At 64.3% G+C, this 15,846-nt stretch carries 15 protein-coding genes; 4 read left to right on the top strand and 11 right to left on the bottom strand.

Going from position 1 to position 15,846, the window contains the following annotated elements:
* The first annotated feature begins 45 nt into the window (after window positions 1-45).
* Both cgtA and proB read left to right on the top strand, forming a co-directional pair.
* The gene (gene cgtA / locus Q0C23_RS04835) at window positions 46-1,164 is read left to right on the top strand and encodes an Obg family GTPase CgtA (protein ID WP_291511253.1); all 1,119 of its coding nucleotides are present in this window, start codon (window positions 46-48) and stop codon (window positions 1,162-1,164) included.
* Window positions 1,161-2,285 (top strand): glutamate 5-kinase, encoded by a 1,125-nt coding sequence (gene proB / locus Q0C23_RS04830; protein WP_291511252.1) that lies wholly within the window; start codon window positions 1,161-1,163, stop codon window positions 2,283-2,285. The genes cgtA and proB overlap by 4 nt, the downstream gene beginning before the upstream one ends.
* Window positions 2,286-2,700: 415 nt before the next feature.
* On the opposite strand, the gene Q0C23_RS04825 is transcribed toward proB, so the two are convergent.
* The 7 genes from Q0C23_RS04825 to Q0C23_RS04795 form a co-directional block, all read right to left on the bottom strand.
* Entirely contained in the window at window positions 2,701-3,933 is a 1,233-nt protein-coding gene (locus tag Q0C23_RS04825) for an OmpA family protein (RefSeq protein WP_291511251.1), read from the bottom strand.
* A gap of 323 nt (window positions 3,934-4,256) precedes the next feature.
* Window positions 4,257-5,099: a polyamine aminopropyltransferase gene (gene speE / locus Q0C23_RS04820; RefSeq protein WP_291511250.1), complete on the bottom strand. Its 843-nt coding sequence runs from the start codon at window positions 5,097-5,099 to the stop codon at window positions 4,257-4,259.
* A 102-nt stretch (window positions 5,100-5,201) separates the two neighbouring features.
* A complete protein-coding gene (gene speD / locus Q0C23_RS04815; RefSeq protein ID WP_004869224.1) occupies window positions 5,202-5,603 on the bottom strand; it encodes an adenosylmethionine decarboxylase in 402 nt (133 codons plus the stop codon).
* 238 nt (window positions 5,604-5,841) lie between these two features.
* Window positions 5,842-7,092: a diaminopimelate decarboxylase gene (lysA, locus tag Q0C23_RS04810; RefSeq protein WP_291511249.1), complete on the bottom strand. Its 1,251-nt coding sequence runs from the start codon at window positions 7,090-7,092 to the stop codon at window positions 5,842-5,844.
* Window positions 7,089-7,244, bottom strand: a complete 156-nt coding sequence (locus tag Q0C23_RS04805) for a lipoprotein (RefSeq protein ID WP_291511248.1) — start codon at window positions 7,242-7,244, stop codon at window positions 7,089-7,091. Before Q0C23_RS04805 ends, lysA begins: the two co-directional genes overlap by 4 nt.
* Complete coding sequence (gene argH / locus Q0C23_RS04800) at window positions 7,241-8,632, bottom strand: argininosuccinate lyase (protein WP_291511247.1); 1,392 nt, start codon at window positions 8,630-8,632, stop codon at window positions 7,241-7,243. Before argH ends, Q0C23_RS04805 begins: the two co-directional genes overlap by 4 nt.
* Before the next feature lie 55 nt (window positions 8,633-8,687).
* Window positions 8,688-9,287, bottom strand: a complete 600-nt coding sequence (locus Q0C23_RS04795) for a cytochrome b/b6 domain-containing protein (protein WP_291511246.1) — start codon at window positions 9,285-9,287, stop codon at window positions 8,688-8,690.
* A gap of 134 nt (window positions 9,288-9,421) precedes the next feature.
* On the opposite strand from Q0C23_RS04795, the gene Q0C23_RS04790 reads away from it, so the two are divergent.
* Entirely contained in the window at window positions 9,422-9,733 is a 312-nt protein-coding gene (locus tag Q0C23_RS04790) for a hypothetical protein (RefSeq protein ID WP_291511245.1), read from the top strand.
* A 34-nt stretch (window positions 9,734-9,767) separates the two neighbouring features.
* Here the strand turns inward: Q0C23_RS04790 and Q0C23_RS04785 are convergent, their stop codons facing one another.
* Genes Q0C23_RS04785 through Q0C23_RS04775 form a run of 3 tightly spaced genes read right to left on the bottom strand, consistent with a single transcriptional unit; the run spans window position 9,768 to window position 11,810 of the window.
* On the bottom strand, window positions 9,768-10,700 hold the full coding sequence (locus Q0C23_RS04785; protein ID WP_291511244.1) for a homoserine kinase: 933 nt from the start codon (window positions 10,698-10,700) through the stop codon (window positions 9,768-9,770).
* 32 nt (window positions 10,701-10,732) lie between these two features.
* Window positions 10,733-11,074 (bottom strand): DUF2782 domain-containing protein, encoded by a 342-nt coding sequence (locus Q0C23_RS04780; protein WP_291511243.1) that lies wholly within the window; start codon window positions 11,072-11,074, stop codon window positions 10,733-10,735.
* Between the two features lie 16 nt (window positions 11,075-11,090).
* Window positions 11,091-11,810: a TIGR00730 family Rossman fold protein gene (locus tag Q0C23_RS04775; protein ID WP_291511242.1), complete on the bottom strand. Its 720-nt coding sequence runs from the start codon at window positions 11,808-11,810 to the stop codon at window positions 11,091-11,093.
* A gap of 65 nt (window positions 11,811-11,875) precedes the next feature.
* On the opposite strand from Q0C23_RS04775, the gene polA reads away from it, so the two are divergent.
* Window positions 11,876-14,566 (top strand): DNA polymerase I, encoded by a 2,691-nt coding sequence (gene polA, locus Q0C23_RS04770; RefSeq protein WP_291511241.1) that lies wholly within the window; start codon window positions 11,876-11,878, stop codon window positions 14,564-14,566.
* Between the two features lie 11 nt (window positions 14,567-14,577).
* Here polA and kch read toward each other — a convergent pair whose 3' ends face one another.
* Window positions 14,578-15,846: a voltage-gated potassium channel protein gene (gene kch, locus Q0C23_RS04765; RefSeq protein WP_291511240.1), complete on the bottom strand. Its 1,269-nt coding sequence runs from the start codon at window positions 15,844-15,846 to the stop codon at window positions 14,578-14,580.

Here is a 15,846-nt window from a genome sequence, read left to right as displayed (position 1 = left end):
ACACGAGGGACCCCGCCCCAGCCTACTGCGGGGCGGGGTTTTCTTATGAAATTCATTGACGAAGTACGTATCTCCGTGGCCGCGGGCAAGGGCGGCCACGGGGCGGTGAGTTTCCGGCGTGAAAAATTCATCCCCTTTGGCGGTCCGGATGGGGGTGACGGCGGGCGCGGCGGCGACGTCTACTTGGTCGCCCGAGAAAATCTCAACACCCTCATCGATTTTCGCTACCAGCGCCGCTATCGCGCCGAAAACGGCCACGGCGGTGCCGGTCGACAGATGACCGGGCGGGCAGGCAAGGATCTGGAGATCGCTGTGCCGGTCGGCACCCTGGTCTACGACGAGGACACCCGGGAACTCCTGGGCGACCTGCACACCGCCGGTCAGCGCCTCTTGGTCTGCCGCGGCGGCCGCGGCGGGCATGGCAACCTCTGGTACAAGTCCTCCGTCAATCGCGCGCCGCGCCAGCACGAGATGGGGGGAGCCGCCGAGGAACGCCACCTGCGCCTGGAACTGCGCCTGCTCGCCGATGTCGGACTGCTGGGCCTGCCCAATGCCGGCAAGAGCACCCTCATCCGCGCCGTCAGCGCCGCTCGCCCCAAGGTAGCGGATTACCCCTTCACTACCCTGCGCCCACACCTGGGTGTGGTCCGTCTGGGTGTCGAGGCCTCCTTTGTCATCGCCGACATTCCCGGCCTCATCCCCGGCGCCGCCGAAGGGGCCGGTCTTGGTACCCGTTTTTTGAAGCACTTGAGTCGTACCCGCCTACTCCTCCACCTTCTGGATATGGCGCCGCCGGATCCTGGTGAGGATCCGGTCGCCCAATTCCGCGCCCTGGAAGCCGAGTTGCTCCACTACAGCCCCGCCTTGGCCGAGCGCCCACGTTGGCTGGTAGTGAATAAGGCCGATCTGCTGGAGGCGGCGGCAGCCGAGCAACGGTTCCGCGAGATCTGTCAGCGCCTGGACTGGCAGGGACCGGCTTTTCTCGTCTCTGCAGTGACGGGTTATGGCTGCGAAACCCTCGTCCAAGAGATCGGACGCGCCCTGCCGGAGCTGCCACCCGCGCCCGAACCGAGCCAAGAAGTGGACTGGGGCGATGGGGCGGAGAGTGACGCCGACTACGTCCTGGACGAGGAGGACTGGGAGGACTGGGAGGAAGGGTCGTGAACCGGTCGCTGGCGGATAGTCGCCGTTGGGTCGTGAAGATCGGTAGCAGTCTACTGACCAACAACGGTCTGGGTCTCGACAGCGAGGCCATCGCTCAGTGGGTGCAGCAGTTGCTGGTACTGCATCGTGCCGGCATGGAGTTGATTCTGGTCTCCTCCGGCGCCGTCGCCGCCGGCATGGAACGCCTGGGCTGGACCCAGCGTCCCGAGCGCTTGCATCAGCTTCAAGCGGCTGCCAGCATCGGCCAAGCGGCACTGATCCAGACCTACCAGCAGTATCTGCAGAAAGGCGCCGTAGTCGGAGCTCAGGTGCTGCTCACTCACGACGACCTGCGCGACCGCCAACGCCACCTGGCCGCCCGCGCCACACTACGCACCCTGTTGGACATGCGCGCTTTGCCCATCATCAACGAAAACGACGCCGTCACCAGCAGTGAGCTGCGCTTTGGCGACAACGACACCCTGGCGGCCATGGTCAGCAACCTGCTGGAAGCCGATCTCCTGATCATCCTTACGGATCAGCAGGGCCTCTACGACGCCGATCCTCGCCAGCACCCCCATGCGCGCCTGCTTAGCGAGGTCAAAGCCGGCGATCCCCAGCTCCTGCAAATGGCCGGTGGTGCCGGTACCGGCGTGGGCAGCGGTGGCATGCGCACCAAAGTTCTCGCGGCGGAGCGGGCCGCCCGCTCCGGCACCGCCACCATCGTCTGCGCCGGTCGCACGGAAAATGTCCTCCTGCGCCTCTGGGCCGGCGAGCCCTTGGGTACCTACTTCCACCCCGCCCTGCCCAAGCTCGCGGCCCGCAAACGTTGGCTCGCCGGACAGTTACGCCCTCGCGGCACCCTGCACCTCGACGCCGGCGCCGCCCGGGTGCTGCGAGAAAAGGGCTCCAGCCTGCTGCCCGTAGGAGTGCACGCTGCCGAAGGCGACTTCCAACGGGGCGACCTCGTCTGCTGTCTCGACCCGAAGGGGCGCGAGATCGCCCGCGGTTTGGTCAATTTCGGGACGGAAGAAGTGCGCCAGAGGCTCGGCAAAAGCAGCGAGGTGCTGAAAGCGGAATTCGGCTCCCTGGACGAGCCCGAACTCATCCACCGGGATAACCTGGTCATCACGAGTCCGTGATCGCCACGGCGATCGATGGCACAGCGTCGATCTCGGCGCCACTCGTCGCGAACCTAAGAACCTCCCCGAGCGCTCTGCCACCACCCGATCTGGGCGACCAGATCGCTCCCGCGAAGGATATTGTCACCAGAGCAACTAGGGAAGCACTTTCGACTCCCAAAATCTGGACCTAGTGGCGCCAAGACGCCACCCAGGGTTTCAAAACTCACCCCGGAGTAGCCTCCGACATATCGGCAACGACCCCAGAGGAAAGCAATCCCAAGCCAAGCAAGAAAACAGCGACGGCTGCCATTTTCGACGCTTTCTCTCCCCGCACCGTGGGGACCTCCTTGATACCAAGAGCAGACTCGAAAGAAATCAGCCGATATGGGGCGGTGGATAGGCCCAGCCACGGAGCGCTCCACCGCCCCACTTTTTATCGGAAAAGGCCGTGCACCAGGCTGCGGACCCCGGAGCGGATCTCATACTCCAGTTGGTCCTTGGCGGCATAACCCGCCTGGCCAGCAACGTCCGCCGCTGGATTCGGTACGTTCCCGGCGCGCTGCTGCTGGCTGGGCGCCTGCATCTGGGGCACAGTGTTGGCCGGCGCTGCAGCGGGGGTCAGGCTGAGGCCCCCGGGAGCCGCCGGCGTCGCGCTCGCAGGCGCCGCGCTGGCCGCAGGCACGAAGCCCGGGGTCAGGTTGACCACCTCCACGCGGCGGTTCTCGGCACGACCTTTCTCTGTAGCGTTATCCGCGATAGGCTGGGTAGCGCCCAGACCGCGGGTAGCGATGCGCCGTGCTTCGATGCCCTGCGCCACCAGCTCCGCCTTGACGGCATTGGCACGGGCTTCCGAGAGCTTCTGATTGAAATCGGCCCCACCGACATTATCCGTGTGTCCATCCAGGCCGATGAACAGCTGCGGATTCTGACGCATGGTCTGGGCCAGCTCGGTCACCGTCTTGCGGGCGTCGGGACGCAGACTCGCCTTGTTGTAGTCGAAGGGCAGATGCATCTGGAACTTGCCCGGTCCCTGGAGAGCCGCGGTCATGCCGGCGCTGTCCACTGGGGTGAGATTGGTGGTCACCAGACCCGTCTGCATGGGCTTTGTCTGCACGGCGTAAAGGCGGGTGGAGCCGTCCGTGACGTTGAGAAACACGATGGTGCGTACCCCGTTGGGCGCGACGTGCTCAGCGGTAAGCGCCCTGGCGGTGTCCAGCCACTCGTAGACCTCATAAGTTCTAGTATTGCGCGTTCCACGATCATTGATGGTCGTCCCCCGCCACACTTCGACCTTTGGCAGACCACTGCCGATACAATTACCAGCGGCGGCGGAGCACTCCCAGCGGGTCTTGAAGCCGGCATTCTGCAGAGCCTGGCGGAAGTTACTGAGTATTTCCAGGGAAGAGCGCCCCTTGGGATTGCTGTACTCGATGTAGGTCACCTCCCCTTCCAGATGCTCCACGGCATCGCGCCAACGCGCGTCCGAGGGGATTTTGCGCACGGGGATATTCACTTCGTCGTAGGCAGAGTGTCCGTACTCCTCCATCTGCATGCCGGGGTAACGGGTCAGGAAGGGCAGATCGGCACCTGGCTCCTGGGCTTGAGCCGTAATGGCTCCAAGACTCAGAAAAAGAGCGGTCAGACCGCTAAGCAGCAATTTACGCATGGTGTGCTCCTGGGCGTGGTATCGAGGGCGGAGGAGCGCGGCGACAGAGGTCGGGCCGATACGGCCGGCGTGGTCTGGCGAACACCACGAAACTTACCGGAGGCTACGAGGCATCCGGTGCCGACAGCCCATGCGAGTTCGTCACTGGACATGAATACGCTCCCCTCCACTCGGGTGGATGTGTGCGGACAACTCGTCCGACTGAACGGAGTTTAGCAGAGCATTGTGACAGTATTATGACAGCGGCCCAGCCGATGGCTGGGCGCTGTGTGGCGAGATGTCAGACGTTTGGTAGCGGCACGGTAAGGGACTGCCAGTGGCCGCTAGCTCGTCGGCAGCAGGAAGGCGGGAGGAACTTGGGCGGCGCCGTGGAGATCGGCGTGGTAGTAGCGAAGCCCCGTCATGGCCTCGGCGTCCTTGCGACGAAAACTGTCGAGCTCGAGCCCCCGGCGTCCCAAGGTGGCGCTCCACCAGCCCGAGGGATAGCAGAATTGGGGGAAATACAGGCTGTTGACGGCATCGAAGCCCACGGCTCCCATGCGTTCCTGGCACTGCCGGATGAGATCGGCATGGAGCAGGGGCGACTCCGTCTGGGCCACGAGGATACCGGGCTCCGAGAGAGCCTGCAGGCAGGCAGCGTAAAACTCCGGCGAGAACAGGCCAGCGGCAGGCCCGACGGGGTCCGTGGAGTCGATGATGATGACCTCGTAACTCTGCGACGGTACCCGCTGCACCCACTCGATGCCATCCTGAAAGTAGAAATGTGCCCGCGGGTCGTCGTTCTTGGCGCAGAGCTCTGGAAAGAAGCGCTCGGCCACGCGCGTCACCCGCTCGTCCAGTTCCACCTGATCGACCCGCTCCACCTCCGGATGGCGCAGAACCTCGCGCAAGGTACCGCAGTCGCCACCACCGATGATCAGCACACGCGCCGGTTTGGGGTGACTGAAAAGGGCGGGATGGCTCATCATCTCGTGATAGAGAAAATTGTCGCGATCGGTGAGCATCACCAAGCCATCCAAGGTCATCAGGGTTCCGAAATGCTCTGTCTCGAAGATCTCGATTTCCTGATAGGGGCTCTTCTCGCGGTGGAGGACGCCGGTGACCTTCAGACTCAGGGCGGCTCCGTGCGCCTCGTAACGTTCGCTATACCACAGTTCCGTACTCATGGTGACTCCTCAACGTGGCGGGTGGCAACGATTGTGCGCAGCCTCTGGGAAAAAGAAAAGGCGGCCCGCTCGGGACCGCCTGGACTGGCACTGCGGGAAAGATCAGGCGCAGAGTTGCGGCTTGACCCGCAGCTCGTGGGCCGGAACGCCCATCATTTCCACTTGCCCACGCTTCATCTCCATGGTGGAGACCTGCGCGGCGCCGAAGGCTTCCTTGAGGAAACTCAGGGCATCCTCCGGCTGTATCACGTCACCGCAGGTAAAGACGTCCACTGCGGCATAACCGTACTCCGGCCAGGTATGAATGGCCAGATGGGATTCGGCGACGATGACGGCGCCACTCACCCCGTAGGGTGAAAAATGGTGAAAGGTCTGCGTCACGATGGTGCAATTGGCCCGCCGAGCGGCCTCCAGCATGGCATCTGTGACGAACTCAACATCCGACAAGGTACTGCTGTCGCATCCGTAGAAGTCCGCGACGATTTGATGTCCCAATGAGCGCATCGGTGCCCCCCCTAACTAGCAAAAAAAGGTTAAGAAGCAGCTCCCGTGCACCCCCAGACAGTACGTGGTTTTATGCCCTACCTTGCTGGAACCGTCTAATCGCTCCCAGTCTTTTAAGGACTGACCCCCTTGTAGCTGCTTTCGGTGCCGTGGAAACAGAGCGGCCCACTATACACTTTCTGCGCCGCGATGCAAGGGCGTGGCGAGGGCAGATTTTGCTACTGGGGCCTGGACGGTTCTAGCTGCAGGGCTCCTCGGCCGCCCACAATTCGCCAAGGGTCTCGCGGCGCCGGATGACCCGGGCTTCGGCACCGTGCACCAGGATCTCCGCCGCCCGCGGCCGGCTGTTGTACTGACTGCTCATGGCAAAGCCGTAGGCACCGGCACCGAGGATGGCAAGAACATCGCCCTCGCGAAGATCCCCAGGCAGGGGCCTCGCCTTGGCAAAAAAGTCGCCACTCTCGCAGACGGGACCCACTACGTCCATGGGTTCTTCCGGCCCCGAACGGCGCTCGAGCGGCCAGATCTCGTGCCAGGCACCGTAGAGACTGGGACGCAGGAGGTCGTTCATGGCCGCGTCGACCACGCAGAAGGCCCGGCTACCGTTGTACTTGCGATATTCGACGCGGGTCAGAAGCGCGCCGGCATTACCCACCAAGGCCCGTCCCAGCTCCACCACCCGACGCACGGGCAGCCCCCCGAGGGCCGCATCCAGGGTAGCCGCGTAATCCGCAGGCGTGGGCGCCTGCTCGTCGCGATAGCGGATGCCGACGCCACCGCCGAGATCCAGATGCTCCAGGTGAATGCCGCGCTGTACCAATGTTTCGTAAAGGCGCAGCACGCGCTGTGCCGCCTCGCCGATGGGGGCCAGATCCAGAAGCTGTGAGCCGATGTGACAGGCAACACCGAGAACGCGCAGCTGCGGGCTGCGGGCTGCGCGCGCATACAGTTCTGGAGCTTCAGCCATGGGAATGCCGAATTTCGTCTCCCGCAGACCCGTGGCAATGTAAGGATGCGCTCCAGCCTCGACGTCGGGATTGACGCGCAGGGCGATGGGTGCACGACAGCCCAGTTCCGCTGCCACCTGCTCGATGCGGGCGAGCTCCGCCGGCGACTCCACGTTGATGCAGTGGATCCCTGCCTCCAGTGCCCGCCGGAGCTCGTCCCGACTTTTTCCGACACCGGAAAATACCACGCGCGCGGCGTCGCCCCCGGCGCGCAGTACGCGCGCAAGCTCACCCCCCGAGACAATGTCGAACCCGGCACCCAGAGTCGCCAAGCGGTGGAGGATGCTGAGATTCGAGTTGGCCTTCACCGCGTAACAGAGCATCGTCTCCGGTCCCAGGGCGTGGCTGAAGGCCTGATAGCGCTGGCGTAAATAGCTTTCGGAGTAGACGTAGCTAGGGGTAGCAAAGCGCTCGGCGAGTTCTGCCAAGGGCAGATCCTCGACGTAGAGCTGGTCTCCCCGATAGTGAAAGGGCGTGTTCACGAGGCTGCCGGGTGGCTGCCGGGCGCCGGGTGGCTGGCCTGCGGGCTTGGCGTCGGCGGCAGCTGCAGGGGAGTCTTGCGGCCACAGCCGGCGAGCCCCATCAACAGGCCGAGCAGCACCAGGTAACGCAGATAAGGCATGTCGCGACTCATTCCCGCGCCTCCTGAGCCAGGCGCTGCCGCGCTCGGGCAATGGCCGCGCGCACCTGTGCCGGTGCCGTGCCTCCCGGGTGGTTGCGAGCGGCGACGGAGCCCTCCAGGCTCAGCACCTCCAGAGCAGCCGCGTCGATGGCTGGCGAGATTTCCTGCAGCTGCGCCAGGGACAACTGCTCCAGACTCAGGCCACGCTCCTGCGCCAAACGCACCGCACGACCCACCACGGCGTGGGCATCGCGAAAGGGTATGCCGCGCCGCACCAGATGATCGGCAAGGTCCGTGGCCGTGGCAAAGCCTTCCAGCGCCGCCGCCCGCATGCGCTCCGGTCGCGTCTGCAGGCCCGGCAGCATGCGTACCAGCAGACTCAAGCTCATTTCCACCTCGTCCAAGGCCGTGAAAAAGATCGCCTTGTCCTCCTGGTTGTCGCGATTGTAGGCCAGTGCCTGGGCTTTCATGAGTATCAACAGAGCTACCAGCTGCCCCATCACCTTGCCACTTTTGCCGCGGATCAGCTCGGCCACATCGGGATTCTTCTTCTGCGGCATGATGCTCGAGCCGGTGCAAAAGGCATCGGGCAGGTCGATGAAGGCCACGGTGGTGGACATCCAGTAGACCAGCTCTTCCGCCAAACGCGACAGGTGTACCGCCAGGATGCCCAGGTCCGCCGCTACCTCCAGCAGAAAATCGCGGTCGGACACGGCGTCGAGACTGTTCTCGGCGAGATGATCGAAACCCAGCTGCCGCGCCACGTCCCAGCGATCGATGGGGAAGGTGGTACCGGCCAGGGCGGCGGAGCCCAGAGGCAGAACGTTGACCCGCCGGCGTGCGTCGGCGAGGCGATCACTGTCACGCCGGAACATCTCCACATAGGCCATGCAGTGGTGGCCAAAGGTAATGGGCTGGGCTACCTGGAGGTGGGTCAGGCCGGGGAGGATGGTTTCGGCCTCGCGCTCGGCGAGATCTACGAAGACCCCCTGCAGGGCGTGCAGCAGGGCACGCAGGCGATCGATGGCGCCGCGGGTGTAGAGGCGCATGTCCGTGGCCACCTGATCGTTGCGGGAGCGTCCGGTGTGCAGCTTCTTGCCCACATCGCCGATGAGCTCGATGAGACGGCTCTCTACGTGCATGTGGATGTCTTCCAGCCGATCCGTAAAGGGCAGGGTCTCGTCGGCGATTTCGCCCTCGATTCGGCGCAGACCGTGGACAATGACATCCGCCTCGGCCGCGGTCAGCACACCGACCCGTCCGAGCATGCGCGCATGGGCGACGGATGCCTGAATGTCCTCGCGAAAGAGCCGTCGATCGGTGGATATGGAGGCGGTGAAGTGCTCGACGAGGGCATCGGTTGCCGCGGCAAAGCGACCACCCCAGAGTTTCTCGGTCATGCTGGACTCCTGTTCATCGGCGCGACTATAGCGAAAAGCCTCACCCCCGCGCCAGTCACCAGAGCCGGAAGATGCCCCAGATGGCATGACGACGCAGCGCGTGGAGCAGCGTCATGGCGACGTGCCCGCACCAGTAGATCCAGACCACCAGATTGCCCAGTTTGTGCAGGGGCACGAGGGTATCCAGGGCAGGCCCCGGCAAGGCACCACCCTGAGGCAGAAAAAAGTAGATGGCAGAACCGGTGGCGGCCATCCAAGTGATGGCCAAAAGACCCAGGCCGTGCACCAGTGCCGCCAGGCCCGGGCGCGGCCCGCCGGCGGGCAGACATCCGCGCGCCAGGGCCTTGAGGTCGGCGAGCACCGGCTGCCAGGGGCCACGCCATGGAAAGAACTGGCGCCGGATGCGGCGGTCGCTTGCAATCCACAGCCATTGCCAGAGGATGAAGAGTGCCGTCATCAAGCCGATCCAAGCATGGGCATTGAAGAGCAGGCCGCCAAGACTGCCATAGTCGGCGCGCTCCCACTGCGGCGTCATCCAGAGCGACGACCAGATCTGCCAGGTGACACCTACGGCGATGCCCGCATGCAGCCAACGGGCCTCCTGGGGCCAGCTACTGGCCGTCACCACTCCCGAATGCCCGTCGTTTTCCGCCATGTACACTCCCCGATGTGTGTCGTCCGTTCGCTAGCGCCGACTCCAGTCGCCGGCGCCACGTATTCTGCCACAGACTTGGCAGGGAGCCTGGCCCGCGCTATAAAAGGATTCTGGAATCGGAATTTCCAAAGCGCATGATCTGGCTCTATCTGGCAAACACGCTCCTGGCCTGCGCCATCATCCTGGCCGTTCTGTTCCCCCGCGAGACGCGTCAGTTTCTCGCGCGCACGGGTCTGTGGCCTTGGCTGCAGCGTATCGACACGCGCCGCTTTGCCCTCGCCGTGGAACGCCTCGGCCTATTGCTCATCGTCGCTGCCCTGGCCCTCTTCGCCTCCATTCTGAGCGGCCATCATCCGGCCGACTGGTCCTTGCCGGCGGGGGAGGGTCTACTCTTTGGTGTGGCCCTTTTCCTGGCGGGCTACTGGTCGCGCCCTCCGCGTTCCTGAACCTTGGTGCCCGCCGGAATGGCGCAGCGCCGGCTCAGCAGAATTCGCGCCGGCGCAGCAGGATGCGCCGATACTCCTCGGGGTCGCGGCACTCCGTCATGGCACCTGGGCGCGGGAAATGGCCCGCCTCCAGGCGCAGCAACCAAAAACGCAGGGCGGCTGCACGCATATAGGGAAACCACAAACCGTGCTCCCGGCGTTCGATGGGCCGGACCGTGGAGTAGGCGCTCCAGAGCGTGGCGGCCCGATGCTTGTCCAGGCTGCCATCGCCGAGGGAGCACCAGGCATTGGCCAGGATTGCCAGATCGTAGAGCCAGGCGTCATCGCCGGCGTAATAGAAATCGATGACCCCGGATATGGCCCCGTCCTGAAACAGGACGTTATCGGGGAAAAGGTCGGCGTGGATGACCCCCCCGGGGACCTGGTCCCGCGGCCAGCCCTTCTGCGCCTCCAGTTCTTCCACCAGAAGGGCGCGCTCCTCCGGACTGAGCTTGGGGCTGAGGCGACGTGCGGTCTGCTGGCACCAGAAAAATCCCGCGGGATTGGGGTGACGCTCGGAGAAATCGGCGCCGGCCAGGTGCATCCGGGCCAGCAGTGCCCCCGCGGCCGCCACCTCATCCTCGCTGGGGCGGCGCTGGACGATGGAGCTGCCCGGCAGACACTGGACGATGGCCGCCGGCTTGCCACAGAGCGGCCGTAGAATCGTACCGTCGCGCGCGTGTATCGGCGCCGGACAGGGAATGCCCCGCCGGCTGAGCCATTCCGTCACGTGCAAGTAGTAGGGGATCTCGTCCGCGGGCAGACGCTCGAAGAGGGTCAGGACATAGCGACCAGAAGCAGTCTGCAGGAAGAAATTGCTGTTTTCCGTACCCGCGCCGATGCCCTCCAGTGAGCTGGCCTGCCCAAGGTCATAGTGGGACAGAAATTCGGCCAAGGCCGGCGCAGAAACGTCGGTGTAAACGGACATAGAACCCCAGGGATCCGAGTGGTTTCAGCGCCTCACCAGCGAAAGATGACCCAATGGGGCACACTGAGGTCGTTGATATCCTTCTGCGGTACCTGGGTGAATTCGCCACTGCCGCTCTTGTCCACCAGGTAGTAGGGCGGGAAGGGCTTGGGCGGGATGACCTTGACCATGTACACCCGTCCGTTGACCTTGTACTCCTCGATCTGGGAGCCTTTGGGCACCTTGAGCTTGGCTTCGGGCCCTGTCTTGGCCGATGGCGCGAGCTTGGGCAGGTCCAGCTTGTGAATGTTTTCGGCAGCACTTTCCGCCGCCCAGGAACTACCGCTGACAACCGTCAAGCCGGCGATGAGTAGGGACCACAGGATGCGTTTCATGGACAATTCCTCGCGCCTACAGATTGAGCAGTGCTTCCGCCTCGGCGGCGGAAGGCGCAAAACCGCGCTTTTCGTAATGATCGAAGATGGCCGCAACCACGGCATCGGCATCGTCGATGACGGTGACGAGGTCGAGATCCTCGGCATGGATGGTACCGGCCGCCAGCATGGCATCTCGCCACCACTGGATGAGACCGTTCCAGAAGCTGGATTCCACCAGGATGATGGGCATGCGCCGGGTCTTGCCCGTCTGCACCAGGGTCAGACACTCCGCCAGCTCATCCAGGGTGCCAAAGCCGCCGGGCATGACCACATAGGCCGCGGCATATTTCATGAACATGACCTTGCGCGAGTAGAAATGCTCGAAGGACAGGGAGATGTCCTGATAGGCGTTGCTGTGCTGCTCATGGGGTAGCTCGATGTTGAGCCCGATACTGTAGCCGGTGCCGCGAAAAGCCCCCTTGTTGGCCGCCTCCATGACCCCCGGACCGCCACCGCTGATGACGGAAAATCCGGCATTGGAAAGCTTGGTAGCAATCTCCTGCGTCTTGCGATACCAAGGGTGTTCCGGGTCGATGCGGGCGGAGCCGAAGATGCTGACACAAGGCTCCACGGCAGCGAGCTTCTCGTAGCCACGCACGAACTCGGCCATGATCTGGAAGATTTTCCAGGCTTCGCGGGTGAGGCGACTTTCGCCGCCGTCGCGCAGACGTTCCGTTTCCAGGTGAGGGCGCATGCTGAGTTCCGTGTCCAATGAGGGGCCTTTCCCGTATTATGGTATAAATTCTAGGAGATGTCCCGATGCCCACTGCGCCGCGCATCCTGGTGGATGCCTCGAGCTTTCTGTACCGCGCCTTTCATGCGCTTCCCGACCTGCGCGCGCCCGACGGTCTGCCCACGGGCGCCATCCTGGGCGTGGCCAACATGCTGCGGCGACTGCAGCGCGAATACCCAGAGAGCGAGATCGTCGTGGTCTTCGATGCGCCCGGCAAGACCTTTCGCGACGATCTCTTCGACCAGTACAAGGCGCAGCGTCCGCCCATGCCCGAGGACATGCGCGCCCAGGTAGAGTTGCTGCACGACTGGGTGCGCGCTATGGGGCTGCCGCTGCTGGTCGTTCCCGGGGTCGAGGCAGACGACGTCATCGGCACCCTGGCGCGTACCACGCCCGCACAAACCCCCGTCATCATCGTCACCGGCGACAAGGATCTGACCCAGCTCGTCGACGACCAGGTCACCTTGATGGACACCATGAAGGGAACCCGTACCGATCTGGCCGAGGTGCGCGCCCGCTTTGGGGTCGAGCCAAAGCAGATCGCCGACTACCTGGCGCTGGTGGGAGACAAGGTCGACAACATCCCGGGGGTGCCCGGTGCCGGGCCCAAGACCGTGGCCAAGTGGCTGCAACAATACGGCGACCTGGACGGGATCCTCGCCCACGCCCAAGAGATCGGCGGCAAGGTGGGGGAATCCCTTCGGGCCGTGGCCGACACCCTGCCGCGCAGCCGCGAACTGGCCCGCATCCGCTGCGATGTGGAGCTTCCTCCCAGCGAGGCCAAGCCAGCCGACCCCGATGCCCTGCGCCGCCTGGCCGAACGATTGGGTTTCCAGCAGTGGCTGAAGGATCTGCCCGCGGCGCCGGAGTCGGACACCTCGGCCCACGGCGATGATCCCGTGCGGCGCGAGGACTACCGTGCCATCGTCCACCGCGCCGAGCTGTCGCAACTTCTAGACCGTCTGCAGCAGGTGGATCGCGTCGCCATCGATACCGAGACCAGTTCCCTCGATCCCCATGCGGCAGAGCTGGTGGGCTTCTCCCTGGCCTGGTTCGAGGGCGAGACGGTGCGCGCCGTCTATGTACCCCTGGGACACCGGGAGGGCGAGCAGATTCCGCGGCAGGAGGCCCTGGAACTGCTGGCCCCCTGGCTCGAGGACGGCACTCGGGCCAAGCTCGCCCAGAATGCCAAATTCGACTGGCAGATTTTCTGGGCCCATGGCTTGCAACCGCGCGGGCTCAGGCGCGATACCCTGTTGGAGAGTTATGTGCTGGACAGCACGGCCGCGCACGATCTGGACAGCCTCGCCGAGCGCTACCTGCAGCATCGTAACATCTCCTACGCAGAGGTGGCCGGCAAAGGTCGGCAGGCGCGCAGCTTCGCGGACGTCGACATCGCCAGCGCCACGGCCTACGCCGCCGAAGATGCCGAGGTCTGTCTGCGCGTGGACGCTCAGATGTGGCCACAGATCCACGCGCACGCGGGCTTGGACCGTGTCTTTCGCGACATCGAGATGCCCCTGGTGGAGGTTCTGGCGCGCATGGAGTGGGCCGGCGTGCGCATCGACGTGGATGCGCTGGCACGCCTCAGCGAGGAACTGCGCTCCCGCATGGCCAAAACCGAGGCCGAGGCCTACGCGGCGGCCGGACAGAGCTTCAACCTGAACTCCCCCAAGCAGATCCAGACCATCCTCTTTGACAAGATGCAGCTGCCCGTCCTCAAGAAAACGCCGGGCGGCCAGCCCTCTACCAACGAGGACGTCCTGGCGGAGCTGGCCAAGCAGGCCGATCTGCCGCGCCTCATCCTCGACTACCGGAGTCTCGCCAAACTCAAGAACACCTACGTCGATGCCCTCCCGCAGATGATTCAGGCACGTACCGGGCGGGTGCACACCCATTACCATCAGGCGGTAGCCGCCACCGGACGGCTGTCGTCCAGCGACCCCAACCTACAGAACATCCCGGTCCGCAGCGATCTGGGTCGGCGCATCCGCCAGGCCTTCGTCGCCGCACCGGGCCACCTGCTCATCAGCGCCGATTACTCTCAGATCGAGCTGCGCATCATGGCCCACCTCTCCGGCGATACTGGACTGCGCGAGGCCTTTGCTCAGGGCCTCGACATTCACCGCGCCACCGCGGCAGAGGTCTTCGCGGTCCCCCTCGAGCAGGTGGACGCCGATCAGCGCCGAGCTGCCAAGGCCATCAATTTTGGCCTGATCTATGGTCAGACACCCTACGGACTGGCGCAGCAGCTGGGGGTCGGCCAAGCCGAGGCCAAGGCCTACATGGAGCGCTATTTCGAGCGCTATCCCGGCGTCCGAGAGTACATGGAGAACACCCGCCGCCTGGCCCATCGGCAGGGCTACGTGGAGACCCTCTTCGGTCGCCGCCTGTACCTGCCGGAAATCCGCTCCCAGAATCCGGCTCGGCGCAATTATGCCGAGCGCGCGGCCATCAATGCCCCCATGCAGGGGACCGCGGCGGACCTCATCAAGCTGGCGATGATTGCCGTGGATGCCTCGCTGCAGGCGCAGGAGGGCCAGGGTCGGATGCTGCTGCAGGTACACGACGAGCTGATCCTGGAAGTCCCGGAAAAAGCCGTGGATGCCGCCTGCGCGATGCTGCGGGAGAAGATGGAAGGTGTGGCGCAGCTGGCCGTACCGCTGACCGTTGGACTTGGCGTGGGCAGCAACTGGGATGCCGCCCACGGCGACTGAGGGCCCCTGCCTCAGCTTTTCCTGGCGCCGTTGTCCGTCTCGCCGCTGCTGAAGCGGAACATCCGCATCACGGCGTCGCTATCGAGGGTTTCGCCGTTCAGGGCCATGGCCAGAAGCTCCCCGCCCATGACCTGTGGGGCGATGATCATATCCGGCTGGACCCGTCGCACCCGACCGAGATTCTTGCTGTCGTTGACCGCCGCGACGGTCCTGGCATTGCCCTCCAACTCCTTGACGGCAAGCACCACAAAGGCATTCTCCGAGTCGTCGGCACGCAGGGCCAGCACAGCGATGGCGTTCTCCGCTCCGGCATTGCGCAGCACCTCGGTATCGGCGGCATCGCCCAGGATCAGGTCATCGCTCTGGTAGATGGAATCCTCGGGCGGATGTCCGACGATGACCACCACCGGCAGTTGGCGGCTTTTCAGTTCGCGGTAGCTGTTACGGGACAGGGGGGTATCGCCGACGATGATGTAGTGGTTCTTGCGGATCATGGGTCGAGCCTCTCCTTTCAGGGCGGCCTGCAGACGGTTGTGCACGGCCGGAACGATGATGGCGGACAAAGAGGTGGCGAAGACGGTGATGCCCAGAACGATGAGGGACACCACGAATATCCTGGCTTCGGGGGTGACGGGGACGATGTCGCCGTAGCCCACCGTGGACATGGTCACCACCGAATAATACAGCGCCGTAAGGAGACTATGGATGGGCGGCTTGAAGTCGGCCCCAAGAATATAGGCGCCGAAGACCCCATAACTGATCACCAGCACCGCACCGGTCAGGGCAAACAGGGTCCCGGTGGCCAGACTGCTGTAGCTGAAGTGCTTGCGGAACAGCCACAGCATGGCCATGAGCAGAGCGTTGTAGTAGAGCAGCAGGGTCGGGTGGCTGGGGTGGCGGAACAGTCCGTAGCTCAGGATGGCCCCCGTCAGCACCAGCACCAACACCCAGGCGAAGCGGGAGCGGAACAGGAGCCCCACGGACATGATCAGGAGTACGATCCCGGCGGCACCCACGGGGATACCGCGGAAGGCGTCCAGAAGGAAACTCTGGGACATGTGCGCCAAACTGCCGTTATAACGCAGTCCCAGGATGTGCTCCAGCGCCGGCAGGATATTGAGGATCCCCAGAAGACCAACGGCGGCAGCAATGGGCCAGTGCGGGTACCAGAGCGACAGATGCAGGCGGCTGGCCCAGCGCTGCCCGCGATTGCGCCAGCGAATTCGCCAATCGGGGCGCAGGACATGCCAGGGATGTTTACGGTTGAACTTTACAGTCAT

It is taken from the genome of Acidithiobacillus sp. (genome assembly GCF_023256195.1).
In the GTDB taxonomy this organism is placed as follows: Bacteria; Pseudomonadota; Gammaproteobacteria; order Acidithiobacillales; family Acidithiobacillaceae; genus Acidithiobacillus_A.
The sequence above is the reverse complement of the archived record's forward strand: the minus strand, read 5'-3'. Positions and strand labels throughout refer to the sequence as shown.